Origin of the sequence: Pseudomonas sp. BN411 (genome assembly GCF_029871235.1) — a bacterium.
GTDB lineage: Bacteria > Pseudomonadota > Gammaproteobacteria > Pseudomonadales > Pseudomonadaceae > Metapseudomonas.
On the sequence record NZ_SSOM01000054.1, the window covers coordinates 101,007 to 125,769 of the forward strand.

Below are 24,763 nucleotides of genomic sequence, written 5' to 3' on the forward strand. Positions count from 1 at the left end.
GAGTCTAGGGGGTCGCGCTGGAGGCAGCCAGTTGATCGGCCAGGCGGACAAAGGCAGCCAGGTCGAGTTGCTCGGGGCGCAGCCCGCCGTCGACGCCTGCGGCTTCGATGGCGGAAGCGTCCAGCAGGCCCTTCAGGGTATTGCGCAGGGTCTTGCGGCGCTGGTTGAACGCCTCGCGGACTACGCGCTCCAGCAGGGCGGGATCCTTGGCCGGGTGCGGCAGGACTTCGTGGGGGACCAGGCGCACGATGGCCGAATCCACCTTGGGCGGCGGATTGAAGGCGCCCGGTCCGACGTTGAACAGGTGTTCCACGCGGCAGTGGTACTGAACCATGATCGACAGCCGGCCCCAGTCGCCGCCGCCGGGCTCGGCGGCCAGGCGCTCCACCACTTCCTTCTGCAGCATGAAGTGCATATCGCGGATCAGGTCCGCATGGCTCAGCAGGTGGAAGATCAGCGGCGTGGAGATGTTGTACGGCAGGTTGCCCACTACCCGCAGGCTGTGGGGTTCGGCGTCGAGTTGGCGGAAGTCGAACTTCAGCGCATCGCCCTGGTTGAGGCGGAAGTTCGGCAGAAGTCCGAACTTGTGCTTCAGGATGGGGATCAGGTCCAGGTCCAGCTCGACGACGTCGAGCTGGGCGCCGCTCGCCAGCAGACCTTCGGTGAGTGCGCCCTGGCCCGGCCCGATCTCTAGCAGGCGCTCGCCCGCGCGGGCATGAATGCTGCGCAGGATGCGGTGGATGATGCCGGCGTCATGCAGGAAGTTCTGGCCGAAACGCTTGCGCGCGCGGTGTTGGTAGTGTTCGGACATCGAAGGCTCCAGGCCTTGGGGCCAGGCTGGGAGCCTGGCGTGGAAACTTGAGTCGCGCAGTTTATCAGGCGCCAGCCCGCGCCGCCTAAGGCTTGGCCGCGAAAGCGGCGCGGGATGGTCGCTTTATCGAAGGGCTTGTTGCGCCGCGGCCATCTGGTAGGCGGTTTCCAGGGCGACTTCCAGGCTGCCGCAGTCGATGCGCCCGGTGCCAGCCAGGTCCAGCGCGGTGCCATGGTCCACCGAGGTGCGGATGATCGGCAGACCCAGGGTGACGTTCACTGCCGCGCCAAAACCCTTGTACTTGAGCACGGGCAGCCCCTGGTCGTGGTACATGGCGAGCACGGCATCGCAATGCTCCAGATGCTTGGGGGTGAATAGCGTGTCGGCGGGCAGCGGGCCGATCAGGTTCAGACCCTCTTCGCGCAGGCCTTCGAGCGTCGGCTCGATGACTTCCAGTTCCTCCCGGCCCAGGTGGCCGCCTTCGCCAGCGTGGGGATTGAGGCCGCACACCAGGATGCGCGGCTTGGCGATGCCGAACTTGTTCACCAGGTCCGCATGGAGGATGCGGCTGACTCGCTGGAGCCGGTCGGGCGTAATGGCGGCGGCGACATCCTTGAGGGGCAGGTGAGTGGTCACCAGGGCCACGCGCAGGCCACGAGTGGCCAGCATCATCACCACTTGCCGGGTGGCGGTCAGGTCGGCGAGAAATTCGGTGTGGCCAGAGAAGGCAATGCCGGCCTCGTTGATCACGCCCTTGTGCACAGGGGCTGTGATCATCCCGGCGAACAGCCCGTCGAGGCAGCCCTGGCCGGCGCGGGTCAGGGTTTCCAGCACATAGTCGGCGTTCTCGGTCTCCAGCTGGCCTGGCTTGGCCGCGGTTCGCAGGGGCGTGTCCCAGACGTAGAGGCTGCCAGCAGGGGCCGGGGCCTCCGGCAGGCGGGATGGATCGGTCTGGATCAGCTGAATCGACAGGCCCAGTTCAGCGGCGCGCTGCTCAAGCAAGTCGCGGCTGGCGATGGCAATCAGGGCGTGGGGCTGGGCGGAGCGGGAGAGCAGCAGGCAGAGGTCGGGGCCGATGCCGGCGGGTTCACCTGGGGTGAGGGCGAAGCGGAGAGGTTTCATTGCGGGTCCTTGCTTGGTGTCCAGCGCGTTGGCGGTGATTGTACCGCCAGCGCGCTGGACTGGACCCAGCGACTTACAGCTTGGTTTCGACGTAGGCTTCGTCGCGGATCTGGCGCAGCCAGGCCTGCAGTTCTTCGTCGTACTTGCGGTTACGCAGGATGTTGATGGCTTGCTGCTCGCGGAACTTCTCGCTGCTGTCGGTGGCGCGGCGGCCCAGCACTTCCAGGACGTGCCAGCCGTAGGGGCTCTTGAACGGCTTGGAGAGCTCGCCGGCAGGGGTCTTGGCCATGACCGCGCGGAATTCCGGAACCAAGGCGTTGGGGTCGATCCAGTTCAGGTCGCCGCCGTTGAGGGCCGAACCCGGGTCTTCCGAGAAGCTCTTGGCCAGTTCGCCGAAGTCTTCGCCAGCCTGGATGCGCTCGTACAGACGCTCGGCCAGACGCTGGGTATCCGCTTCGCTGCGAATCTCGCTGGGCTTGAGCAGGATGTGGCGGACATGCACTTCGTCGCGAACCAGGGTGTCGCCACCGCGCTTTTCCATCAGCTTGAGGATGATGAAACCGCCCGGGGTGCGGACCGGTTCGGTTACCTGGCCAGGCTGCAGGGCACCGATCATGGCGTCGAAGGGCGGCGGCAGCTGGGCGGCCTTGCGCCAGCCGATCTCGCCGCCTTCCAGCGCGGTTTCGCCAGCGGAGCGGGAAATCGCCAGCTGGGCGAAATCGGCACCTTGCTGCAGCTGCTGGTACAGCTCCTGGGCCTGGCGCTCGGCAGCCTGGATGGTGCTCGGCGAGGAGCCTTCCGGTACCGGGATCAGGATGTTGGCCAGGCGGAATTCCTCGGACAGCTGGATCTTGCCCATGTCGGAAGCGAGGAAGTTCTGCACTTCCTGGTCGGTGACCTGGATACGCTCGGCCACACGACGCTGACGGACGCGGCTGATGACCATTTCGCGGCGAACCTGGTCACGGGCGTCGTCATAGGACAGGCCATCGCGGGAAAGGGCACTGCGGAACTGGTCGACCGTCATGCCATTGCGCTGGGCGATGGCTTCGATGGCCTGGTTCAGTTCTTCGTCGGCGATACGGATGCCGGAGCGGTCGCCGATCTGCAACTGGATGTTCTCGATGATCAGGCGTTCCAGCACCTGCTGGCTCAGCACATGCTCGGGCGGCAGCGAGGCGCCGCGCTTGGCAATGGTCTGCTGCACTTCACGCAGACGCTGGTCCAGCTGGCTCTGCATGATCACATCGTTATCGACAATGGCGACCACGCGGTCGATGGAGCGAACCTCGGCGTGCGCGAGGCCGCCGAGGAGGAGGGCGCCCAACAGCAGCGGGCGCAGACAATCAGAGAGCTTGGTCTTCACGTTCACGGTAACCTTGAATGCCTTTTTCCAGGAAGCCTTCGGCCTTGTTTCCCACGATGCCGCCGAGGCCCTTCAGGACGATTTGCAGGAAGATCCCGCGGTCGCCGCTTACGTTGGCTGTGTTGGGGGTCTGGTCGAATTCGTCGTAGTCCACCCAGTAGCGGTTGATCAGCCGCAGCTTCCAGCAGCAACTGTCGTACTCAAAGCCACCGAAGGCTTCCAGGGTACGGTTTTGGCTGTAGTCGTACTGCCAACGGGCCAGAGCGCTCCATTGCGGGACCACCGGCCAGATGACCGAGAAGTCATGCTGGCTGATCTTGTAGTAATCCTTGATGAAACCCGGGGTGCCGGGGGTGCCGAAGTCGCCACCGCCCACTACCCAGTTACCAGTGGACTGGTCGAAGTGGACGGTGTCGTTGCGATAGCGGTAACCGGCGTTGACCACCTTGTTCGGATTGTCTTCCGGCTGGTAGTGGAACATCGCGCTGCCGGAGCGGGTGCGATGGGTATCCGGGTCCCAGTTGAAGGCCGAGTTGATGCGCCAGTCGCGGTTGAAGCGGTACATGTACTCCAGCGCGTAGGGCGATACATCAGCCTGCGCGTCGGCACGGTCGTGGAAGTCGATTCCGGGCAATTGCACCTTGCGGTCTTGGAAGTAGAAGGCCTGGCCAATACTGAAGCGCTGGCGCTCGAACCCGTTGGACTCGATCCAGCGATTGCTCACGCCCAGGGAAGCCTGGTTTGCGTCGCCGATACGGTCGCGGCCGGAGAAGCGGTTTTCACGCCACAGCGACGAGTAGCTGAAGGTGGATTCGCCGGTATCGAACAGTGGAATGTCGGTCTGGTCCTCTTCCGGCACGTAGAGGTAGTACAGGCGCGGTTCCAGGGTCTGGGTGTAATCCTTGCCGAAGAACTGGGTCTGGCGGTCGAAGTACAGGCCGCTGTCAACGCTGTAGATCGGTACCTGGCGATCCTGGCTGCTGTGGAAGGTCTGTTCGGCCAGCAGGCTGTTCTTGCCTTGCTGGTCCAGGTCCAGGTCGTACTGGGTATAGGCGTACTTGACTTGCGGCTTGAGGAAGCCCCAGGTCCAGGTCATCGGCAGTCCGACGCTTGGCTCCAGATGGGTACGATCACCATTGGCACGGGCCAGGCCGCGAAGGTTGTTGTCGTTCCATGGCGAAGTGACGCCATCGATATCGGAGAACAGACCGTCGCGCAGGTTGCGGTCGAAACGCACAAACTCAGTCTTATAGGCGAAGTTCAGTCCGCCCGGTCGGAAGGGCAGCGCGCCATCCAGGGTAATCTGAGGGAGGCGATCATAGGGCGTGATGTCCGTGATGGTCGCCAACTCATACGCATGGGCGTTCAGTCTTGCGGTGTAGCCTTCGCCGCGATAGGTGAGGGTGCCGCGCTGGTTGACGTAGGTAGGGGTGTCCACACCCAGGTCGGTGTCCAGGTCGTCGAAGTAGTACGGGTCGCTGACGTCGGTGTAGTCGACTTCGGCCAGCAGGCGGGAGTCCAGGCCACCGGTGTGTTTCCAGTTGTACAGCCAGCGCTTCTTCTCGTACTCGGACATGAGTTTGCGCTCGTCTTCCTTGTCATCGAGGTAGGCGGCGCCAAGCTGGCCCTCGCTGCTGCGGGTCAGGTAACGGAACTCACCTTCCATCAGCAGGCCGCGCTTGGCCATGTAGCGCGGGTACAGGGTGGCGTCGTAGTTCGGCGCCAGGTTGAAGTAGTACGGCGTGACCAGCAGGAAACCGGTGTCGGTGCTGCTACCGATGGTCGGCGGCAGGAAACCGGATTGGCGACGGTCGTCGATCGGGAAATAGATGTACGGGGTATAGAACACCGGAATGTCCTTGACCCGCAGGGTGACGTTGGTCGCGGTGCCGAAACCGGTGGCCGGGTTCAGCTTGATGTTGTTGCCTTTCAGGTGCCAGGCGTTGTCACCCGGTTCGCAACGGGTGTAGGTACCGTCTTTCAGACGGATGACCGCGTCTTCCTGGCGCTTGGCGTACAGCGCGCTACCGCGGGTATGCGACTGGTGCAGGACGTACTCGGCGTTGTCGATCTTGGCTTCGCCGTTGTCCAGTTGCAGGTCGGCGTGGTCACCGACTACCAGGGCGCCCTTGTCGCGAAGCTTGACGTTGCCGACCAGCTCGCCACGGTTTTCGGCCTGGTGCAGTTTGGCTTCGTCAGCCTCCACCTGCATGCTGCCCTGGCGCAGGACGACGTCACCGGCGAGGGTGGCGATCTGCTTCTCCTGCTCGTAGCGCGAGGCCTTGGCGGAGATGTAGGTCGGCGCATCTTCCGGCGAAGTGTTGTCGTTGATGCCCGGGCGCGGCGGCTCGATATAGGCACCGGCGCAATAAGGGCCGGCTTCGGCCAGTTGCGCGGGAGTGAGCTCGTCGCGCGGCACCCAGTCGAGGTGACTATAGTCGGCACTGCGGGATGCCAGGCCCTTGCCTTCGGCCTCGGTAACCAGGGTCGGCTTGCCGCCCTCGGCTTCGCCGCCTTCGATGGCCTGGGGAGCGACGCCAATGGTCGAGCTCACGGCGCTGTCGCTGTGTACCGGGCGTGGCGGCAGGCTCTCGGCGCTGGCCTTGGGCGCACAGGCCCAGCCGCCAGCAGTGGAAGCCTTGCAATCGAACTGCTCTGCGGCGACGACGAACGAAGTGGCTACTGGCTGGAGGGCCAGCAGGCTGCCGGTCACCAGCAGAGGGAACTTTCTACGAAACGCGGGGGATCTTACTGCCATCTTATTAGTCCGGGCTTCCTGCGCGCCTTCGGCCCGCTGGGCCGCACGCCTCTCGATGGGCTGAAAAAGATGCTGGATAATAAAGCATGACCCGCACAACGGCTAGCGCCGCCGGAGACCACCCGATGCACCACGAAGACCTGCGCCTTCAGCAGCTGAGCCAGTGGCTTGATCAGCAGTTGCCCACCCTGTTCGCTGCCGAAGGCTGGGGCCTCGTGCCCGTCGCCACGCTGGTTCCGGCCAGCAGCGACGCCAGCTTCCGTCGTTACTTCCGCTGGCAGGCCGAAGGCCGCACCCTGATCCTGATGGATGCCCCGCCGCCCCGAGAGGACTGCCGTCCCTTCGTCAAAGTGGCCGGAATGCTCGCCGAGGCCGGCGTGCACGTGCCGCGTATTCTTGCCGCCGATGTGGAGCAAGGCTTCCTGATCCTCGATGATCTGGGACGCCAGACCTACCTCGACGTCATCAATGCCGAGAACGCTGACGCTCTGTTCGAGGACGCCCTGCAGGCGCTGCTGACGTTCCAGAAACGCAGCCTCGACGTCCCCATGCCCAGCTATGACGATGCCCTGCTGCGTCGTGAGCTGCAGCTGTTCCCCGAGTGGTACCTGCAGCACCACCTGGGGATCAAGCTGGAAGGCGAGCGCCTGGCGGCCTGGCAGCGCATTTCCGACCTGCTGATCGACAGCGCGCTGGCCCAGCCGCAAGTGCTGGTGCACCGCGACTACATGCCGCGCAACCTGATGCTCAGTGCCCCGAACCCGGGCGTGCTGGACTTCCAGGATGCGGTCTACGGTCCGGTCACCTATGACGTCACCTGTCTGTTCAAGGACGCCTTCCTCAGTTGGCCCGAGGAGCGCGTCGCCGGTTGGCTGGAACGCTACTGGACCCAGGCCCGCGCAGCGGGGATTCCGGTCCAGACCGAGTTCGCCGAGTTCCGCCGCGCCAGCGACCTGATGGGCGTGCAGCGCCACCTCAAGGTCATCGGCATCTTCGCGCGTATCTGCCATCGCGACGGCAAGCCCAAGTACCTGGGCGATGTGCCGCGCTTCTTTGCCTATATAAAGGCAGTGATCGAGCGTCGTCCGGAACTGGCCGAGCTGGGTGAGCTGCTCGCCAGCCTGCCCCGGGACGAGGCTGTCGCCCAATGAAGGCCATGATCCTTGCCGCGGGCAAGGGCGAGCGCATGCGCCCCCTGACCCTGCATACCCCGAAACCGCTGGTGCGCGCCGCCGATACCCCGCTCATCGAGTTCCATCTCCGGGCGCTGGCGGATGCCGGCTTTCGTGAGCTGGTGATCAACCATGCCTGGCTCGGCCAGCAGATCGAGGATCACCTGGGCGACGGTGCGCGCTTCGGCCTGTCCATCCGCTATTCCGCCGAGGGCGAGCCCCTGGAAACCGGCGGTGGTATCTACCGTGCGCTGCCGCTGCTGGGGGATGGCCCCTTCCTGGTGGTGAATGGCGATGTCTGGACCGACTTCGACTTCCGCCGCCTGCGCCAACCGCTGGACGGCTTGGCCCACCTGGTACTGGTGGACAACCCCGCCCACCATCCCCGTGGCGACTTCCGCCTGCAGGGCGGCCGAGTGAGTGATGCGGTGGACGGTGAGCCCAGCCTCACCTACAGCGGCATCGCCGTGCTCCATCCGCGCCTGTTCGCCGACTGCCAGCCCGGTGCCTTCAAGCTGGCGCCGTTGCTGCGTCAGGCCATGGCTGCCGGCCAGGTGAGCGGGGAGCACTTCTCGGGACGCTGGGTGGATGTCGGTACCCACGAGCGCCTGGCGGAAGTCGAACGCCTGCTGACGGCGGAGGCCTGAGTTGGTCTGGCCTGCCACCCTGATCGGCGCCGCGGCCGGCTTCGCCCTGGCGAGCATTCCGGGCGCCATGCTCGGTGCGCTGCTGGGCCAGGTGCTCGACCGGCGCCTGAAGCTGGAGTCCTGGGGCGACCTGCGTGCGCGCCTGCGCGGCGATCCCGCCATCGAAGAGCAGGACCTGCTGTTCGTCCTTCTCGGGCGTCTGGCCAAGAGCGATGGACGAGTGCAGGAAGCCCACATCCAGCAGGCACGGTCGGAAATGAAGCGGGTCGGCCTGGATGACGCCAGTGCCCGTCGAGCCATCGCGGCCTTCAACCGCGGCAAGGCAGGCAGCGACAATCTGCAGCCCAGCCTGCACGTGTTGAAGGGCGAGCGTCTGACCGCGGAGCGCCTACTGCGCAGTTGCTGGCAGATGGCGGCTGCCGATGGCCGGATCGGTCAGCGCGAGCGCGAACTCATCCTGCAGTGGGGGCATTGGCTCGGCCTTCCGACAGCTCGAATCGAGGCGCTGGGGGCCGGTTACGACATTCCCCATGGCCTGCCGCCCAAACGCGGCAACAGCTACAAGGATGCGCTGATCCTGCTGGGGGTGACTGCCGACTGCGAACCGGCGGTGATCAAACGTGCCTATCGCCGCCTGCTCAGCCAGAACCATCCGGACAAGCTTGCCGGCTCAGGCGCCAGTCCCGCCCTGGTGCGCGCCGCCACCGATCGCACCCGCGAACTGCACAGCGCCTACAACCTGATCCGCGAGCGTCACGGTTTCCGCTGAAGCGTTCTTCGGAGCGACGTTGCGCCGGGTGCTTCCTTAGATGGAGGGACCTGAAGCGGCATTTGCTGGCACCTTGCTGGCGTCCGCTTCCAGATGCAGGCTCAGCCAGCCGCGAATGCGCCGGATGAGCTGCTCCTGTTCGATGCGCCGATCAGCCGGCAGGCCTTTCATGGCGATCTGGATATAGGCCGGGTGCTTCTGCCGCTTGCTCGCGTGCAGGCGTCGCAGGGCGGCATCGCGGTCGGTGGGCTGGTCCTTGTAATAGAAGTCGCCAGTGGCCAGCTTCAGCGCGGGCAGTGAATCCTCCAATGCGGGCTCGTAGCCTGCAGGCAATTCCGCCGCTACCAGCAGGAGGTTGCGCACATCCTTCGGTTCATTGGTGGCGAGGTACTGCGTTGCCCAGTAGGCGCCTGTGCCATGCCCCAGCAGCACGATCGCCCCGGATTTCTGCTGGCGGGCGAAGGCCAGCGCTGCGTCGATGCGGGCAAACACACGCTCGGTCTGGGTCTTCTGGATGGCATCGCGGGACAGCGGCGGAGGCGCCGGGTCGGTATTGGGTTCGGCGCTGCCGGCTTGCTCGGTATTGGCTGGGCCCTCTTCTTCGGCCTTCTCTGGGCTTACCGCCGGCTCCGCCTTGGTCGGCTCCTCGGTTTTCAGCGGGCGGGGCGGTAGTGGGTCGCCGCTGGGGTCCGGCAGGGTCAACGCGAGGGTGCTCCAGCCGGAGTCCGGCAGCTTGCGCCGCAGCGGGCCGACGGCTTCGGGCCAGTCGGCGGTCTCGCCTTCGCCTGGGAGGAGAATTACCAGTCCGCTGGGCTCACCGACATTCGCAGGCTGCCACAGCACGAGGAAACTCTCCTCGCCGGCCTTGAGCTGCTGTTGCTCCCGCGCGGGAAGTTGGCGCTCCAGGCTGCTGGCCTCCTCCTGGCTGCGTTCCTCCAGGGGCGCTCGCTCTACTGCCGGCGCAGTCTCCTTCGACGCGGCGGCGTCTTCTTCCGCCAGCAGCACGGGGGAGGCGGGCAGCAGGGCGAGACAAAGGGCCGCAAGGACAGGGCGAATGGCACGGGGCATCGGGGACTTCCTGGTCAAGCTGGGAAGCAGGAGCCTAATGGCTCGTCGTGCATTTGTCAGGCCGAGCCTTCGCATGGTTCGCCACGGCTGGAGTAAGGTATGTCGGCTGTTTCTCCTGGTTGCGGTTGGCCATCCATGATCCGTGAGCTCCTTTCCCTGTTGTTCGCCTGCTGCCTGGCGATGCCCGCACTGGCCGCGTCGAGCGATCTGCCTCTGGACGAAAGTCAGCGGCAATGGCTCGAGAATCACGCCCAGCTGCGTGTCGGCGCGGTGCTCCAGGCGCCTTATGTCCAGCTGGATCGTCGACTGCAGCAACTCTCCGGCGCCAACGTCGAGCTGATGAACTGGCTGGCCAGGGACATGGGCGTGGAGCTGGTCTGGCGCACCTACGACAGCCAGCCCGAACTGGAACAGGCCATGCGCAGCGGGCAGATCGACCTGGCCCCGGGCCTTGGCCAGACGCCTGCCGGCCTGCGTCTGTGGCTGTTCTCCGATCCCTACCTGCGGGTTTCCCAGTTGCTGGTGGGCGAGCGGGAGGGCAGTGCGGCGGTGGATCTGGAGCAGCTCGATGCCACCTCGCCCGTGGCCCTGCGCCAACCCAGCGCGGTGGCTGATTACCTGCGCGCCACCTATTCCAACCTCGATCTCAAGCCAATGGCCAGTGAGCGGCAGGCGCTGCAGGCGCTGCTCGCCGAGCAGGTGCGCTATGCCGTGCTGGATGAGGCCCAACTCAGTCGCCTGTCCCGCGAACAGGAATTCGCCGGGCTGGCGGTGGTGGGGGATATCGGATTTCCGCAGCTGCTGCGGGTCGCCTCGCGCAGGGACTGGCCGGAACTGGCCTCGATCATCGACATCGCCCTGCGTAGCCTGCCGGCCAAGGACCTCGACCAGCTCCATGAGCGCTGGCTGCAGCCCAAGTATCCGCGCCTAGGAGAGTCCGCGGGCTTCTGGCAGAACCTCAGCCTGCTGCTAGGTGTGTTGCTCGTGATCGCTGCTGCCATCATCGCCTGGCTGCGTCGGCAGCGGCGTCAGCTGGAGCGGCAATTGCTGGATGCCCGCCACGCCCTTCAATTGCGCGAAGCGGCCGAAGAAGCCCTGCGCCTCACCCAGTTCTCCATCGACCACAGCACCCTGGGCATTCTCTGGGTGAACTGGGACAGCCACGTGCGCTACGCCAACCGTGCCGCCGAACAGATGCTCGGCTACGTGCCGGGCAGCCTGGCGGACCGGCCTCTGGCTGACTTCCAGCCCGAACTGAGCATGGACCGCTGGCTCGATCTCTGGCGCCGAGCACGCAACAGCGACGAGGGGCCGTTGAGCTTCGAGACACGTTGCCTGCGCCCCGATGGAAGCTGGCTGCCGGCGGATGTGTCGCTGAGTTTCCTGCGCTTCGGCTCCTCCGAATACCTGGTGGTGTTCCTCTCCGACGCCACCGAGCGTCGCCGCGCCCGCGAGGCACTCGAAGAGAGCGAGGCGCGCCTGAAGGGCATCGCGTCCAACGTGCCCGGCCTGGTGTTCCGCCTGGAGCGGCCGCAGGCCGGCGCGCCGTCCGCCTTTGCTTTCATCGGCGAGGGCAGCGAAGGGTTGGTGGGCTACAGCGCCAGCGAGTTGCTGGATACCGGGCGCGGCATTCGCGGCCTGGTCCATCCGGAGGATCGCGATGGCTACTGGGAGAGCCAGTTGCAGGCGCTGGAGGCCGATCGCGACTGGCATTGGCAGGGGCGCATCCTCACTCGTGACGGTGAGCTGCGCTGGGCCGACATCAAGGCCAGTGCGCGGATCTTCGATGACGGCCGCGCAGTCTGGGATGGCGTGGTCTGGGACATCACCGCCAATAAACAGATCGAACTGGAATTGGGGGCTTCCCGCGCCCAGTTGCGCGATCTGTCGGCGCACCTGGAAAGCGTGCGAGAGGAAGAGAAGGCGCGTATCGCCCGGGAAGTCCATGACGAACTGGGCCAGGTGCTCACGGTGCTCAAACTGGAGACCTCCATGTGCGAACTGGCCTACGCCGGGCTCGACGCCGGGCTCAAGGAGCGCCTGGACAGCATGAAGCGGCTGATCGCCCATCTGTTCCAACTCGTGCGCGACGTGGCGACGGCATTGCGGCCGCCGATCCTCGACGCCGGCATCGCCTCGGCCATCGAGTGGCAGGCGCGGCGCTTCGAGGCCCGCACGCAGATTCCCTGCCTGGTGGAAGTGCCCGAGCAGCTGCCGCAGTTGTCCGATGCCAAGGCGGTGGGCCTGTTCCGCGTGCTGCAGGAAGCGCTGACCAACGTCATGCGCCATGCCGAGGCGCATACTGTCGCGGTCCGCCTCAGTGAGGAGGACGACATGATCTGCCTGCGCATCAGCGACGATGGCCGTGGTTTCGATACCGGCGCCAAGGGCGGCGGATCATTCGGCCTGGTGGGCATGCGCGAGCGCGTGCTGATGCTGGGCGGCAGCCTGCAGATAGAGAGTCAGCCGGGCGAGGGCACCACCCTCTGCGTGCGCGTGGCGTTGGATAAGGAGAAAGTGGCGTGATCCGAGTACTGGTGGCCGAAGACCACACCATCGTCCGCGAGGGCATCAAGCAGCTCATCGGGCTGGCCAAGGACCTTTGCGTGGCGGGGGAGGCCGGCAACGGCGAGCAGCTGATGGATGCGCTGCGCCAGACACCCTGCGAAGTGGTGCTACTGGATATTTCCATGCCCGGGGTAAACGGCCTGGAAGCGATTCCGCGCATCCGCGCCCTGAGCAATCCGCCGGCAGTGCTGGTGCTGTCCATGCACGACGAAGCGCAGATGGCGGCGCGGGCGCTGAAGATTGGCGCCGCCGGCTACGCCACCAAGGATAGCGACCCGGCCCTGCTGCTCACCGCGATCCGCAAGGTGGCCTCAGGCGGTCGTTACATCGATCCGGACCTGGCCGACCGCATGGTCTTCGAGGTGGGACTGACTGACGCCCGGCCGGCTCATACCCTGCTTTCGGAGCGTGAGTTCTCGGTGTTCGAGCGCCTGGTGCGCGGTGAGGGGGTGAATGAAATCGCCCAGCAACTGGCGGTCAGCAGCAAGACTGTGAGCACCCACAAGGCCCGTCTGATGCAGAAACTGGGATTGCACTCGGTGGCTGACCTGGTGAAGTACGCCGTGGAGCACAAGCTCCTGTGAATGTCCGACAATCGCGCTCTGATTTGTAGGGCGATCCTTACAAAAAATCCTCTCTAAGCCTTATAGCAATCTCTCATACCGCCCGATTTGCGTGCTTTGCCGCCTTCTCTAGGCTTTGGACTACGGCAGACACAAAAATAAAGGTGCGGTTATGGCCGAGACACAAGGCAACGACATCCTGGTCAGCTTTCGCGGCGTGCAGAAGAGCTACGACGGCGAGACCCTGATCGTCAAAGACCTCAACCTGGATATTCGCAAAGGCGAATTCCTCACCCTGCTCGGGCCGTCCGGCTCCGGCAAGACCACCAGCCTGATGATGCTCGCCGGGTTCGAGACCCCCACCAGCGGCGAAATCCTCCTGGCTGGTCGTTCCATCAACAACGTGCCTCCGCACAAGCGCGACATCGGCATGGTGTTCCAGAACTACGCCCTGTTCCCGCATATGACGGTGGCCGAGAACCTGGCCTTCCCGCTCTCCGTGCGTGGCATGAGCAAGACCGACGCCAGCGAGCGGGTCAAGCGGGCGCTGTCCATGGTCCAGCTGGACACCTTCCGCAACCGCTACCCTGGCCAGCTTTCCGGCGGCCAGCAGCAGCGCGTCGCCCTGGCCCGCGCCCTGGTGTTCGAACCCCAGCTGGTGCTGATGGACGAACCCCTCGGTGCGCTGGACAAACAGCTGCGTGAACACATGCAGATGGAGATCAAGCACATCCACGAGCGTCTGGGTGTGACTGTGGTCTACGTGACCCACGACCAGGGCGAAGCCCTGACCATGTCGGACCGCGTGGCCGTGTTCCACCAGGGCGAGATCCAGCAGATCGCCCCGCCGCGCGAGCTCTACGAGCTGCCGAAGAACACCTTCGTGGCCAACTTCATCGGCGAGAACAACCGCATCAACGGCCAACTGGAAAGTCGCGACGGCGACAAGTGCGTGGTTCGCCTGGCCCGTGGCGAGAAGGTCGAGGCCCTGGCGATCAACGTCGGTCAGCCGGGTGAACCGGTGACCCTGTCGATCCGTCCCGAGCGCGTGCGCATCAACGGCCACAGCGAGAGCTGCGTGAACCGCTTCTCCGGGCGCGTCACCGAGTTCATCTACCTGGGCGACCACGTGCGTATCCGCATGGAGGTCTGCGGCAAGCCCGACTTCTTCGTCAAGCAACCTATTGCTGAGCTCGACCCCGCACTGGCGGTAGGCGATGTGGTGCCGCTCGGCTGGCAAGTGGAGCACGTCCGCGCACTGGACCCGCTTCTGGCGGAATGACGCGGCGGCGCCAACGCATTAGCAACCCTGCACTGTGGAGAAAACAACAATGTCGAAATCCCTGAAACTCACCGCCATCGCCCTCGGGTTGGCCTGCGCCGCACAGGCAATGGCTGCCGACCTGACCGTGGTGTCCTTCGGCGGTGCCAACAAGAATGCGCAGGTCAAGGCGTTCTACGAGCCCTACCAGAAGAGCACCGGCGACAAGATCATCGCTGGCGAATACAACGGCGAAATGGCCAAGGTGAAGGCCATGGTCGACACCAACAGCGTTTCCTGGAACCTGGTTGAGGTGGAGTCGCCTGAACTTGCCCGTGGTTGCGACGAAGGCATGTTCGAAGAGCTGGACGCCGCCCAGTTCGGCAAGGCCGAAGACTTCGTTCCCGGCGCTATCCAGCCCTGCGGTGTCGGCTTCTTCGTATGGTCCACCGTGCTGGCCTACAACGCCGACAAGCTGCAGTCCGCCCCCACCAGCTGGGCCGATTTCTGGGACGTGAAGAAATTCCCGGGCAAGCGCGGCCTGCGCAAGGGTGCCAAGTACACCCTGGAATTCGCCCTGATGGCCGACGGCGTTGCGCCGAAGGACGTCTACACCGTGCTGGCCACCAAAGAAGGCCAGGACCGCGCCTTCAAGAAGCTCGACGAGATCAAACCGAGCATCCAGTGGTGGGAAGCCGGCGCCCAGCCGCCGCAGTTCCTCGCTTCCGGTGACGTGGTCATGAGCTCCGCCTACAACGGCCGTATCGCTGCCGTGCAGAAGGAAAGCAACCTGAAGGTCGTGTGGACCGGTGGCATCTACGACTTCGACTCCTGGGCCATCCCGAAGGGTGCCAAGGATGCCGATAAGGCCAAGGAATTCATCGCCTTCTCGGTCAAGCCCGAGCAGCAGAAGACCTACTCCGAGAACATCGCCTATGGCCCGGCCAACACCCAGGCCGTGCCGCTGCTGGACAAGGGCCTGCTGAAAGACATGCCGACCACCCCGGAGAACATCAAGGACCAGGTCGCCATGGACGTCACCTTCTGGGCTGACTACGGCGAGCAACTGGAACAGCGCTTCAACTCCTGGGCGGCCAAGTAAGTCCGGCTGCTCCTCCCCTCTCCCTTTGGGAGAGGGGCTGGGGGTGAGGGAGCTTCTTCCTCACCCTGGCCTTAGGGCCTGAACCTAAATACCTGTTCCAACGGAGTTCGCCATGGCCACTGCAGTGCCACTGAACGAGGTCGCCGGCCCCAGCCTCAAGCAGCGCCTCGCCCGAGCCGAGCGGATGAACCGCCTGAAGTCCCAGGCGCTGATCCTGCCGCTGCTGATCTTCCTTCTGCTGACCTTCCTGGTGCCCATCGGCGCGCTGCTCTACAAGAGCGTGAACAACCCGGAAGTGGTCGGTTCCATGCCGCGCACCGTCGACGCCATCTCCAGCTGGGACGGCAAGGCGCTACCTGCCGAGCCCGTGTACAAGGCGCTGGCCGAAGACCTGGCCGCGGCGCGCAAGAACCAGACCATCGGCGATCTTTCCAAGCGCCTGAACATGGAACTGGCCGGCTACCGCAGCCTGATGGCCAAGACCGCTCGCGCACTGCCGTTCAAGACCGAGCCGGCTTCCTACAAGGACGCCCTGGAGAGCCTGGACGAGCGCTGGGGTGACCCGGCCTACTGGCAGGCGATCCGCCGCAATGCCAGCAACCTGACCCCCTATTACCTGCTGGCCTCCCTTGACCATCGAATCGATGACCTGGGCGAATTGGCTCCGGCCACGCCGGACCAGGCCATCTACCTGGACATCTTTGCCCGCACCTTCTGGATGGGCGCGGTGATCACCGCCATCTGCCTGCTGCTGGCCTATCCGCTGGCCTACCTGCTGGCCAACCTGCCGACGCGGCAGAGCAACCTGCTGATGATCCTGGTGCTGCTGCCGTTCTGGACCTCGATCCTGGTGCGCGTCGCCGCCTGGATCGTGCTGCTGCAGTCCGGCGGCCTGATCAACGGCGCGCTGATCAAACTCGGCCTGATCGACCAGCCGTTGCAGTTGGTGTTCAACCGCACCGGCGTCTACATCGCCATGGTGCACATCATGCTGCCGTTCATGATCCTGCCGATCTACAGCGTGATGAAGGGCATCTCCCCCAGCTACATGCGGGCGGCGATCTCCCTCGGCTGTCATCCGTTCGCCAGCTTCTGGCGGGTGTACTTCCCGCAGACCGTGGCTGGCGTCGGCGCCGGCTGCCTGCTGGTGTTCATCCTGTCCATCGGCTACTACATCACCCCGGCGCTGCTGGGCAGCCCGAACGACCAGATGGTCAGCTACTTCGTCGCCTTCTTCACCAACACCACCATCAACTGGGGCATGGCCACGGCCCTGGGCGGCATGCTGCTGTTCGCCACCCTGGTGCTGTACGTGGTTTACACCTGGCTGGTCGGCGCCGGCCGCCTGCGTCTGGGATAAAACGCCTCCGAAGGAGGCCGTCCGATCCCCCTCTCCCGCGTGCGGGAGAGGGTGGCCCGAAGGGTCGGGAGAGGGCGGGGTAACAAGAAAAGATTCTGAGGAGAGAGCTTCATGCTGAGTCCCTACATGTCCCCGGTCCAGCGCCTGTGGTTCTACACGCTGCGCGGCCTCTGCGGCCTGGTGCTGCTGTTCCTGATCCTGCCGGTGCTGGTGATCGTGCCGCTGTCGTTCAACTCCGGCACCTTCCTGGTCTATCCGCTGCAAGGCTTTTCCCTGCGCTGGTACGCCGACTTCTTCAGCTCGGCCGAGTGGATGCGCTCGTTGACCAACAGCATGATCGTCGCCCCGGCGGCTACCGTGCTGGCGATGGTCTTCGGCACCCTGGCGTCCATCGGCCTGACCCGTGGCGAGTTCCGCGGCAAGGCGCTGGTGATGAGCCTGCTGATTTCACCGATGGTGGTGCCGGTGGTGATCATCGGTGTCGCCAGCTACCTGTTCTTCGCACCGTTGGGCCTGGGCAACAGCTACCTGTCGCTGATCCTGGTGCACGCAGTGCTGGGCGTGCCCTTCGTGATCATCACGGTGTCGGCCACCCTGCAGGGCTTCAACTACAACCTGGTGCGTGCAGCCGCCAGCCTGGGGGCGCCGCCGCTGACCGCGTTCTTCAAGGTGACCCTGCCGCTGATCGCGCCGGGGGTGATCTCCGGGGCGCTGTTCGCCTTCGCCACCTCCTTCGACGAAGTGGTGGTGACGCTGTTCCTCGCCGGACCGGAGCAGGCCACCCTGCCACGGCAGATGTTCAGCGGCATCCGCGAGAACCTCAGCCCGACCATCGCCGCCGCGGCGACCCTGCTGATCGGCTTCTCCATCGTCCTGCTGCTGGTTCTGGAGTGGCTGCGCGGCCGTAGCGAGCGCATGCGCACGTCCATGCCGGAATAACCCTGTCCAACCTTCGCCTGCCCGCGTCCCCGTAGCGGGCAGGTGCTTTTCCCTCCCGCCTCAGTCATCGGTCGAATCCCCGCGCGCCATCCATCCCGGCTACAATTCGCGCCACCGTGATTCCCCCCTGAGGTCAGCCATGCAGCCCTTCGCCATCGCACCGTCGATCCTTTCCGCCGATTTCGCCCGCCTGGGTGAGGAAGTGGAGAACGTTCTCGCCGCCGGCGCCGACATCGTTCACTTCGACGTGATGGACAACCACTACGTACCCAACCTGACCATCGGCCCCATGGTCTGCTCGGCGCTGCGCAAGTACGGCATCACTGCGCCCATCGACGCGCACCTGATGGTTTCGCCCGTGGACCGCATCATCGGCGACTTCATCGAGGCCGGCGCCACCTACGTCACCTTCCACCCGGAAGCCACCCTGCACGTCGATCGTTCCCTGCAGCTGATCCGTGACGGCGGCGCCAAGGCTGGCCTGGTGTTCAATCCGGCCACCCCGCTGGACGTGCTGAAGTACATGATGGACAAGGTCGACATGATCCTGCTGATGAGCGTGAACCCCGGCTTCGGCGGGCAGAAGTTCATCCCCGGCACCCTCGACAAGCTGCGCGAGGCCCGCGCCCTGATCGACGCCTCCGGCCGCGACATCCGCCTGGAGATCGATGGCGGCGTCAACGTGAAGAACATCCGTGAGATCGCTGCGGCGGGTGCCGACACCTTCGTCGCCGGTTCGGCCATCTTCAATGCCCCGGACTATGCCGAGGTCATTGCCGCCATGCGCGCCGAACTGGCCCAGGCCTGATATGGGCACGTTGTACCGGATGTTTGACGGGCGCCTGCCGCGCCTGGTGATGTTCGACCTGGACGGCACCCTGGTGGATTCGGTGCCGGACCTGGCCGCTGCCGTCGACCGCATGCTGGTCGCCCTCGGGCGTCCGGCGGCAGGCGTCGAGCAGGTTCGCGAATGGGTTGGCAATGGCGCCCGGGTGCTGGTGCGCCGCGCCCTGGCCGGCGGCCTTGACCACTCCACCGTGCATGACAGCGACGCCGAGCGCGGCCTGGACCTGTTCATGGAGGCCTACGCCGAAAGCCATGCGCTGACCACGGTCTATCCGGGGGTGGCGGAAACCCTCAAATGGCTGAAGAAGCAGGGCGTGGAGCTGGCGCTGGTCACCAACAAGCCCGAACGCTTCGTTGCCCCCTTGCTGGACGAAATGAAGCTGGGTCGCTACTTCCCGCTGATCATCGGCGGCGACACCCTGCCGCAGCAGAAGCCGGACCCGGCCGCGTTGCTCCACGTGATGCACCTCACTGGAGTCAGCCGCAGCGAAGCGCTGTTCGTCGGCGACTCGCGCAACGACGTACTCGCTGCCAAGGCCGCCGGGGTGAAATGCGTGGCGCTGAGCTACGGTTACAACCACGGCCGGCCCATTGCCGAGGAAGAGCCGGCCCTCGTGGTGGATGACCTGCGTGAGCTGCTTCCGGGAGGTTGCGCCGCCTACGGCGCTGCGCTAATGTCGCCGGACCCCTCCGACAATCCGCCTCAACGAGACAGAAACGTGGTGGTTTCCAGCAAGCATCGGCTCGCACGAGCCGGAATGAGCATCATCAAGGCTATCGCCCGTTGGCGCTGGCGCGCCTGAATTCATTCTGGCCGGATGCTCCGGCGCGCTTGCTTGCACACCGACGTTTTCATCTCCAGGAGCCCCAAGGGGCTCCCCGCCCACGAGGCTGATCATGACCCGCGAAGAATTCCTGCGTTTGGCCGCCGAAGGCTATAACCGCATTCCGCTTGCGTTCGAGACACTGGCGGATTTCGACACCCCCCTCTCCCTTTACCTGAAGCTCGCTGATACCCCGTATTCCTATCTGCTGGAGTCCGTGCAGGGCGGCGAGAAGTGGGGCCGTTACTCGATCATCGGTCTGCAGAGCCGCACTGTGCTGCGTGCCCATGGCCTGAAGGTCAGCGTCAGTGTCGACGACGTCGAAGTCGAGTCCCACGACTGCGAAGATCCGCTGGCATTCGTCGAAGACTTCAAGGAGCGCTACCAGGTGGCGCCGATCGCAGGCCTGCCGCGCTTCAACGGCGGCCTGGTGGGTTACTTCGGCTATGACTGCGTGCGCTACGTCGAGAAGCGTCTGGCCAACTGCCCGAACCCCGATCCGCTGGGTACCCCGGACATCCTGCTGATGGTCTCGGACGCGGTGATCGTCTTCGACAACCTGGCGGGCAAGCTGCACGCCATCGTCCTGGTCGACCCAACCCAGCCCGACGCCTACGAACAAGGCCAGGCGCGCCTGGTGGAAATCCGCCAGAAGTTGCGTCAGCCTGTTGTGCCGCGCCTCGGTGTGGACCCGGGCCTGCCGGCGGGCGGCGAGCCGGAGTTTCGCTCCAGCTTCACCCGCGAGGACTACGAGCAGGCAGTGCGGGAGATCAAGGAATACATACTGGCCGGCGACTGCATGCAGGTGGTGATTTCGCAGCGCATGTCGATTCCCTTCCAGGCTGCGCCCATCGACCTGTACCGCGCCCTGCGCTGCTTCAACCCCACGCCTTACATGTACTTCTTCAACTTTGGCGACTTCCACGTAGTGGGCAGCTCGCCGGAGGTGCTGGTGCGCGTCGAGGATGGCCTGGTCACCGTGCGCCCGATCGCTGGCACCCGCCCGCGTGGCGCGACCGAGGAAGCCGACCGCGCCCTGGAAGAGGACCTGCTCTCCGACGCCAAGGAACTCGCCGAGCACCTGATGCTGATCGACCTCGGCCGCAACGACGTCGGCCGCGTTTCCAGCACCGGTTCGGTGAAGGTCACCGAGAAGATGGTGATCGAGCGTTACTCCAACGTGATGCACATCGTTTCCAACGTCACCGGCCAGCTCAAGGAAGGCGTCTCCGCCATGTCGGCACTGCGCGCCATCCTGCCGGCCGGGACCCTCTCCGGCGCACCGAAGATCCGCGCCATGGAAATCATTGACGACCTCGAACCGGTCAAGCGTGGCGTCTACGGCGGCGCCGTGGGCTACCTGGCCTGGAACGGCAACATGGATACGGCTATCGCGATCCGCACGGCGGTCATCAAGGACGGCGAACTGCACGTACAGGCCGGCGCCGGCATCGTCGCCGACTCGGTCCCGGCACTGGAATGGGAAGAGACGCTGAACAAGCGCCGCGCCATGTTCCGTGCCGTGGCCCTCGCCGAACAGACCGCCAAGACCGACGCCTGAGGATTGCACCATGCTGCTGATGATCGACAACTACGATTCCTTTACCTACAACGTGGTGCAGTACCTGGGCGAGCTGGGCGCGGACGTGCACGTGATTCGCAACGACGAGCTCTCCATCGCCGAGATCGAGGCGCTGAACCCGGAGCGCATCGTGGTCTCCCCCGGTCCCTGCACGCCCAACGAAGCCGGCGTGTCGCTGGAGGTGATCCGTCACTTCGCCGGCAAGCTGCCGATCCTCGGCGTGTGCCTGGGCCACCAGAGTATCGGCCAGGCTTTCGGCGGTGACGTGGTGCGCGCACGCCAGGCCATGCACGGCAAGACCAGTCCGGTGTTCCACAAGGACCAGGGCGTGTTCGAAGGCCTGAATCACCCACTGACCGTCACCCGCTACCACTCCCTGGTGGTGAAGCTGGAGACCCTGCCCGAAGCGCTGGAAGTCACCGCCTGGACCCAGCATGCCGACGGCTCGGTAGACGAAATCATGGGGCTGCGTCACAAGACGCTGAACGTCGAGGGTGTGCAATTCCATCCGGAGTCCATCCTTACCGAACAAGGCCATGAACTGCTGGCCAACTTCCTCAAGCAGACCGGTGGAGTGCGTTGATGGACATCAAGGAAGCCCTGAACCGTGTGGTCAACCAGCTGGACCTGACCACCGAAGAAATGCAGGACGTGATGCGCCTGATCATGACCGGTCAGTGCACTGATGCGCAGATCGGCGCGTTCCTCATGGGCATGCGCATGAAAAGCGAGACCATCGAAGAGATCGTCGGTGCGGTGTCGGTCATGCGTGAGCTGGCCACCCGCGTCGAACTCTCCACGCTCGATCACGTGGTCGACGTGGTGGGCACCGGCGGTGATGGCGCGAATATCTTCAACGTCTCCTCGGCGGCCACCTTCGTGGTCGCCGCAGCGGGCGGCAAGGTGGCCAAACACGGCAACCGCGCGGTGTCCGGCAAGACCGGCAGCGCCGACGTGCTGGAAGCCGCCGGTATCTACCTGGACCTCAAGCCGGAGCAGGTGGCGCGCTGCATCGAGAGCATCGGCGTTGGCTTCATGTTCGCCCAGGTTCACCACAAGGCCATGAAATACGCTGCCGGTCCGCGCCGCGAACTGGGGCTGCGTACCCTGTTCAACATGCTCGGCCCGCTTACGAATCCGGCCGGGGTGAAGCGCCAGGTCGTGGGCGTGTTCAGCCAGGCGCTGTGCCGCCCGCTGGCCGAGGTGCTCAAGCGCCTGGGTAGCGAGCACATTCTGGTCGTGCATTCCCGTGATGGCCTCGACGAGGTAAGCCTCGCCGCGCCGACCCACGTCGCCGAACTGAAAGATGGCGAAGTGACCGAGTACCAGATTCAGCCCGAAGACTTCGGCATCAAGAGCCAGAGCCTGATCGGCCTGACCGTCGGCAGCCCGCAGGAGTCGCTCGAACTGATCCGCGACGCCCTGGGCAAGCGCAAGACCGAGAATGGCCAGAAGGCCGCCGACATGATCGTGCTGAACGCCGGCGCGGCCCTCTATGCCGCTGACCTGGCTTCCAGCCTGAAAGAAGGTGTACGCCTGGCGCAGGACGCCCTGCACACTGGCCTGGCCCGCGAGAAACTGGACGAGCTGGCCTCCTTTACCGCGGTGTTCCGAGTGGAGAATGAAGCGTGAGCATCCCAACCGTTCTTGAGAAGATCCTGGCGCGCAAGGCAGAGGAAGTGGCTGCGTGCCGTGCCCGCGTTTCCCTGGCTGAAATCGAGGCGCTGGCGCGTGCTGCCGATGCGCCCCGTGGTTTCGCCCGGGCACTGCTGGAGCGCGCCGAGCGCCACGAGCCAGCGGTGATTGCCGAGGTGAAGAAAGCCTCCCCGAGCAAGGGCGTACTGCGCGAGAACTTCAATCCTGCGCTGATCGCCAGGAGCTACGAAGCGGGCGGTGCCGCCTGCCTGTCGGTGCTCACCGACGTGGACTTCTTCCAGGGCGCCGACGCCTACCTGCAGGAAGCCCGTGCAGCCTGCTCGCTGCCGGTGATCCGCAAGGACTTCATGATCGACCCCTACCAGGTGGTCGAGGCCCGTGCCATCGGCGCCGACTGCATCCTGCTGATCGTCTCCGCCCTGGAAGACAGCCGCATGAAGGAGCTGGCCGCTACCGCCAAGGACGTCGGTCTCGACGTGTTGGTGGAAGTGCATGACGCCGCAGAACTGGACCGCGCACTGAACTGCCTGGATACCCCGCTGGTGGGCATCAACAACCGCAACCTGCACACCTTCGAGGTCAGCCTGGAAAACACCCTCGACCTGCTGCCGCGCATCCCGCGCGACCGCCTGGTGGTGACCGAGAGCGGCATCCTCAACCGTGCCGACGTGGAGCTGATGGAAGTCAGCGGCGTGTACGCGTTCCTGGTGGGCGAGGCCTTCATGCGCGCCGAGGAGCCGGGTACCGAACTGAGCCGACTGTTCTTCCCCGAGCGTAATCGCGTTGTGGCGGGCATCGATCCGGACTGATCCGGCGCTGACCTCCAGACATGAAAAAGCCGGCTTGCGCCGGCTTTTTCGTTTGTGGTCTCAGTGCACTCAGCGGGTGCCGAAGACCACCATGGTTTTACCCTTCACATGCACCAGACCCTGTTCTTCCAGGCTCTTCAGCACGCGACCAACCATCTCGCGGGAGCAGCCAACGATACGGCCGATTTCTTGACGGGTGATCTTGATCTGCATGCCATCGGGGTGAGTCATGGCGTCGGGCTGCTTGCACAGGTCGAGCAAGGTGCGCGCAACGCGGCCGGTGACATCGAGGAAGGCCAGGTCGCCCACCTTGCGCGTGGTATTGCGCAGGCGGTCGGCCATCTGGCTGCCCAGGGCGTAGAGGATTTCGGGGTCCTGCTGGGTGAGCTCGCGGAACTTGGCGTAGCTCAGCTCCGCCACTTCGCACTCCGTCTTGGCGCGAACCCAGGCGCTGCGTTCCTTCTCCGCGCCTTCCTTTTCGAACAGGCCCATCTCGCCGAAGAAGTCCCCGGCATTGAGATAGGCAATGATCATTTCTCGGCCATCGTCATCCTCGATCAGGATGGTGACGGAACCTTTGATGATGAAGAAGAGGGTTTCGCAGCGATCGCCTGCGTAGATGATGGTGCTCTTGGCCGTGTAGCGACGGCGATGACAATGCGCGAGTAGTTTGTCCAGGCTCTTTATTTTTGGTGTAAGGGTAATTGCGACCATGCCCGAGTCCCGAAAAAGAGAAGGTAAGCCTTTGTCTAACAGGCAATTTTCTAATAGTTGTCCGGCCAAGTGTGCCAGTAATCCGGCGCCAGCTTAACAGACGCCCATGATTCAACAATGTGATTTTGCGACGCATCTAACACCTGTCCGGGAACTATTTCAGACCCGGAATGGAAAATGCGCTGTGATAAGCTACCGCACCTTTTTTCAAGCGGAGTTTCAGGCGATGAAAGCACGCATCCAATGGGCTGGCGAAGCCATGTTCCTTGGCGAATCCGGTAGCGGCCACGCAGTGGTGATGGACGGTCCGCCCGAGGCCGGCGGCCGTAACCTGGGCGTGCGTCCCATGGAAATGCTCCTGCTGGGCCTCGGTGGCTGCACCAACTTCGACGTCGTCGCGATCCTGAAAAAATCCCGCCAGCCGGTAGAGAGTTGCGAAGCCTTCCTCGAAGCCGAACGCGCCAGCGAAGACCCCAAGGTCTTCACCAAGATCCACGTGCACTTCGTGGTGAAAGGCCGTGGTCTGAAGGAAGCCCAGGTGAAGCGCGCCGTGGAACTCTCCGCCGAGAAATACTGCTCGGCCTCGATCATGCTCGGCCGCGCCGGCGTCGAGATTACCCACGACTATGAGATCGTCGAACTGGGTGCCTGACCCCGTATCGATGGCCGGTTGTCTGAAGACATCCGGCCATCATATTTGCGCGGCAAACTCTGGCAGACGGCGCCCGTCGTCTGCATAATTCGCCCCCTTCCAGATTCCGGGGCTCCGGGCCCCGAAAATACGACCACAATCGCCAACGCGAAGAGGTGTAAACCGTCCTACGCA

Annotated in this window: 22 protein-coding genes; 16 read left to right on the forward strand and 6 right to left on the reverse strand. The window is 64.6% G+C overall.

Features of this window, described 5'->3' with window-relative positions; all coding sequences use genetic code 11:
- Positions 1 to 4: 4 nt before the first annotated feature.
- From rsmA to E8F06_RS07835, 4 genes are all read right to left on the reverse strand, one after another.
- On the reverse strand, positions 5 to 811 hold the full coding sequence (gene rsmA / locus E8F06_RS07820) for a 16S rRNA (adenine(1518)-N(6)/adenine(1519)-N(6))-dimethyltransferase RsmA (protein ID WP_280365844.1): 807 nt from the start codon (positions 809 to 811) through the stop codon (positions 5 to 7).
- Positions 812 to 934: 123 nt separating this feature from the next.
- Positions 935 to 1,933: a 4-hydroxythreonine-4-phosphate dehydrogenase PdxA gene (gene pdxA, locus E8F06_RS07825; protein ID WP_280365847.1), complete on the reverse strand. Its 999-nt coding sequence runs from the start codon at positions 1,931 to 1,933 to the stop codon at positions 935 to 937.
- A 73-nt stretch (positions 1,934 to 2,006) separates the two neighbouring features.
- Complete coding sequence (locus E8F06_RS07830) at positions 2,007 to 3,299, reverse strand: peptidylprolyl isomerase (protein ID WP_280365848.1); 1,293 nt, start codon at positions 3,297 to 3,299, stop codon at positions 2,007 to 2,009.
- A complete protein-coding gene (locus E8F06_RS07835; protein ID WP_280365850.1) occupies positions 3,280 to 6,057 on the reverse strand; it encodes an LPS-assembly protein LptD in 2,778 nt (925 codons plus the stop codon). The genes E8F06_RS07830 and E8F06_RS07835 overlap by 20 nt, the downstream gene beginning before the upstream one ends.
- Before the next feature lie 125 nt (positions 6,058 to 6,182).
- Here E8F06_RS07835 and E8F06_RS07840 point away from each other — a divergent pair, with 125 nt between their 5' ends.
- The 3 genes from E8F06_RS07840 to E8F06_RS07850 are packed head-to-tail and all read left to right on the forward strand — an operon-like array spanning position 6,183 to position 8,645.
- Entirely contained in the window at positions 6,183 to 7,208 is a 1,026-nt protein-coding gene (locus E8F06_RS07840) for a phosphotransferase (RefSeq protein WP_280365910.1), read from the forward strand.
- Positions 7,205 to 7,876 carry an N-acetylmuramate alpha-1-phosphate uridylyltransferase MurU gene (gene murU, locus E8F06_RS07845; protein ID WP_280365853.1) on the forward strand — a complete coding sequence of 224 codons (672 nt, stop codon included), beginning with the start codon at positions 7,205 to 7,207 and terminating at the stop codon, positions 7,874 to 7,876. Before E8F06_RS07840 ends, murU begins: the two co-directional genes overlap by 4 nt.
- 1 nt (position 7,877) lies before the next feature.
- Positions 7,878 to 8,645 (forward strand): TerB family tellurite resistance protein, encoded by a 768-nt coding sequence (locus E8F06_RS07850; RefSeq protein ID WP_280365855.1) that lies wholly within the window; start codon positions 7,878 to 7,880, stop codon positions 8,643 to 8,645.
- 36 nt (positions 8,646 to 8,681) lie between these two features.
- On the opposite strand, the gene E8F06_RS07855 is transcribed toward E8F06_RS07850, so the two are convergent.
- The gene (locus E8F06_RS07855) at positions 8,682 to 9,713 is read right to left on the reverse strand and encodes an alpha/beta hydrolase family protein (RefSeq protein WP_280365857.1); all 1,032 of its coding nucleotides are present in this window, start codon (positions 9,711 to 9,713) and stop codon (positions 8,682 to 8,684) included.
- A gap of 180 nt (positions 9,714 to 9,893) precedes the next feature.
- Here E8F06_RS07855 and E8F06_RS07860 point away from each other — a divergent pair, with 180 nt between their 5' ends.
- From E8F06_RS07860 to trpC, 12 genes are all read left to right on the forward strand, one after another.
- The gene (locus tag E8F06_RS07860) at positions 9,894 to 12,239 is read left to right on the forward strand and encodes a transporter substrate-binding domain-containing protein (RefSeq protein ID WP_280365912.1); all 2,346 of its coding nucleotides are present in this window, start codon (positions 9,894 to 9,896) and stop codon (positions 12,237 to 12,239) included.
- Positions 12,236 to 12,865, forward strand: coding sequence for a response regulator transcription factor (locus tag E8F06_RS07865; protein WP_151131536.1), 630 nt, complete (start codon positions 12,236 to 12,238; stop codon positions 12,863 to 12,865). Before E8F06_RS07860 ends, E8F06_RS07865 begins: the two co-directional genes overlap by 4 nt.
- A gap of 151 nt (positions 12,866 to 13,016) precedes the next feature.
- Positions 13,017 to 14,126 carry an ABC transporter ATP-binding protein gene (locus E8F06_RS07870; RefSeq protein ID WP_280365859.1) on the forward strand — a complete coding sequence of 370 codons (1,110 nt, stop codon included), beginning with the start codon at positions 13,017 to 13,019 and terminating at the stop codon, positions 14,124 to 14,126.
- 49 nt (positions 14,127 to 14,175) lie between these two features.
- The gene (locus E8F06_RS07875; protein ID WP_190834469.1) at positions 14,176 to 15,207 is read left to right on the forward strand and encodes an ABC transporter substrate-binding protein; all 1,032 of its coding nucleotides are present in this window, start codon (positions 14,176 to 14,178) and stop codon (positions 15,205 to 15,207) included.
- A 112-nt stretch (positions 15,208 to 15,319) separates the two neighbouring features.
- Positions 15,320 to 16,567, forward strand: a complete 1,248-nt coding sequence (locus E8F06_RS07880) for an ABC transporter permease (RefSeq protein WP_280365861.1) — start codon at positions 15,320 to 15,322, stop codon at positions 16,565 to 16,567.
- A gap of 111 nt (positions 16,568 to 16,678) precedes the next feature.
- A complete protein-coding gene (locus E8F06_RS07885) occupies positions 16,679 to 17,506 on the forward strand; it encodes an ABC transporter permease (RefSeq protein ID WP_280365863.1) in 828 nt (275 codons plus the stop codon).
- A 139-nt stretch (positions 17,507 to 17,645) separates the two neighbouring features.
- Positions 17,646 to 18,314 carry a ribulose-phosphate 3-epimerase gene (rpe, locus tag E8F06_RS07890; RefSeq protein WP_280365865.1) on the forward strand — a complete coding sequence of 223 codons (669 nt, stop codon included), beginning with the start codon at positions 17,646 to 17,648 and terminating at the stop codon, positions 18,312 to 18,314.
- 1 nt (position 18,315) lies between these two features.
- Positions 18,316 to 19,155, forward strand: coding sequence for a phosphoglycolate phosphatase (locus E8F06_RS07895; protein WP_280365868.1), 840 nt, complete (start codon positions 18,316 to 18,318; stop codon positions 19,153 to 19,155).
- Between the two features lie 94 nt (positions 19,156 to 19,249).
- On the forward strand, positions 19,250 to 20,737 hold the full coding sequence (trpE, locus tag E8F06_RS07900) for an anthranilate synthase component I (RefSeq protein ID WP_280365869.1): 1,488 nt from the start codon (positions 19,250 to 19,252) through the stop codon (positions 20,735 to 20,737).
- 10 nt (positions 20,738 to 20,747) lie between these two features.
- Complete coding sequence (locus E8F06_RS07905; protein WP_280365872.1) at positions 20,748 to 21,341, forward strand: aminodeoxychorismate/anthranilate synthase component II; 594 nt, start codon at positions 20,748 to 20,750, stop codon at positions 21,339 to 21,341.
- Positions 21,341 to 22,390, forward strand: coding sequence for an anthranilate phosphoribosyltransferase (gene trpD, locus E8F06_RS07910; protein ID WP_151131545.1), 1,050 nt, complete (start codon positions 21,341 to 21,343; stop codon positions 22,388 to 22,390). Before E8F06_RS07905 ends, trpD begins: the two co-directional genes overlap by 1 nt.
- Positions 22,387 to 23,223, forward strand: coding sequence for an indole-3-glycerol phosphate synthase TrpC (gene trpC, locus E8F06_RS07915; RefSeq protein WP_280365874.1), 837 nt, complete (start codon positions 22,387 to 22,389; stop codon positions 23,221 to 23,223). Before trpD ends, trpC begins: the two co-directional genes overlap by 4 nt.
- Positions 23,224 to 23,292: 69 nt before the next feature.
- Here trpC and crp read toward each other — a convergent pair whose 3' ends face one another.
- On the reverse strand, positions 23,293 to 23,937 hold the full coding sequence (gene crp, locus E8F06_RS07920; protein WP_044871283.1) for a cAMP-activated global transcriptional regulator CRP: 645 nt from the start codon (positions 23,935 to 23,937) through the stop codon (positions 23,293 to 23,295).
- A gap of 226 nt (positions 23,938 to 24,163) precedes the next feature.
- Between crp and E8F06_RS07925 the strand changes: the two genes are divergently transcribed.
- Positions 24,164 to 24,589 (forward strand): OsmC family protein, encoded by a 426-nt coding sequence (locus E8F06_RS07925; RefSeq protein WP_151131548.1) that lies wholly within the window; start codon positions 24,164 to 24,166, stop codon positions 24,587 to 24,589.
- Positions 24,590 to 24,763: the final 174 nt, after the last annotated feature.

Coding starts and splice junctions, on each gene's coding strand:
- E8F06_RS07895 (WP_280365868.1), top strand. CDS start 18,316: ATGGGCACGTTGTACCGGATGTTTGACGGGCGCCTGCCGCGCCTGGTG.
- pdxA (WP_280365847.1), bottom strand. CDS start 1,933: ATGAAACCTCTCCGCTTCGCCCTCACCCCAGGTGAACCCGCCGGCATC.
- E8F06_RS07870 (WP_280365859.1), top strand. CDS start 13,017: ATGGCCGAGACACAAGGCAACGACATCCTGGTCAGCTTTCGCGGCGTG.
- E8F06_RS07860 (WP_280365912.1), top strand. CDS start 9,894: ATGCCCGCACTGGCCGCGTCGAGCGATCTGCCTCTGGACGAAAGTCAG.
- murU (WP_280365853.1), top strand. CDS start 7,205: ATGAAGGCCATGATCCTTGCCGCGGGCAAGGGCGAGCGCATGCGCCCC.
- rpe (WP_280365865.1), top strand. CDS start 17,646: ATGCAGCCCTTCGCCATCGCACCGTCGATCCTTTCCGCCGATTTCGCC.
- trpD (WP_151131545.1), top strand. CDS start 21,341: ATGGACATCAAGGAAGCCCTGAACCGTGTGGTCAACCAGCTGGACCTG.
- E8F06_RS07855 (WP_280365857.1), bottom strand. CDS start 9,713: ATGCCCCGTGCCATTCGCCCTGTCCTTGCGGCCCTTTGTCTCGCCCTG.
- E8F06_RS07925 (WP_151131548.1), top strand. CDS start 24,164: ATGAAAGCACGCATCCAATGGGCTGGCGAAGCCATGTTCCTTGGCGAA.
- E8F06_RS07875 (WP_190834469.1), top strand. CDS start 14,176: ATGTCGAAATCCCTGAAACTCACCGCCATCGCCCTCGGGTTGGCCTGC.
- E8F06_RS07885 (WP_280365863.1), top strand. CDS start 16,679: ATGCTGAGTCCCTACATGTCCCCGGTCCAGCGCCTGTGGTTCTACACG.
- rsmA (WP_280365844.1), bottom strand. CDS start 811: ATGTCCGAACACTACCAACACCGCGCGCGCAAGCGTTTCGGCCAGAAC.
- trpE (WP_280365869.1), top strand. CDS start 19,250: ATGACCCGCGAAGAATTCCTGCGTTTGGCCGCCGAAGGCTATAACCGC.
- crp (WP_044871283.1), bottom strand. CDS start 23,937: ATGGTCGCAATTACCCTTACACCAAAAATAAAGAGCCTGGACAAACTA.
- E8F06_RS07880 (WP_280365861.1), top strand. CDS start 15,320: ATGGCCACTGCAGTGCCACTGAACGAGGTCGCCGGCCCCAGCCTCAAG.
- E8F06_RS07905 (WP_280365872.1), top strand. CDS start 20,748: ATGCTGCTGATGATCGACAACTACGATTCCTTTACCTACAACGTGGTG.
- E8F06_RS07840 (WP_280365910.1), top strand. CDS start 6,183: ATGCACCACGAAGACCTGCGCCTTCAGCAGCTGAGCCAGTGGCTTGAT.
- E8F06_RS07835 (WP_280365850.1), bottom strand. CDS start 6,057: ATGGCAGTAAGATCCCCCGCGTTTCGTAGAAAGTTCCCTCTGCTGGTG.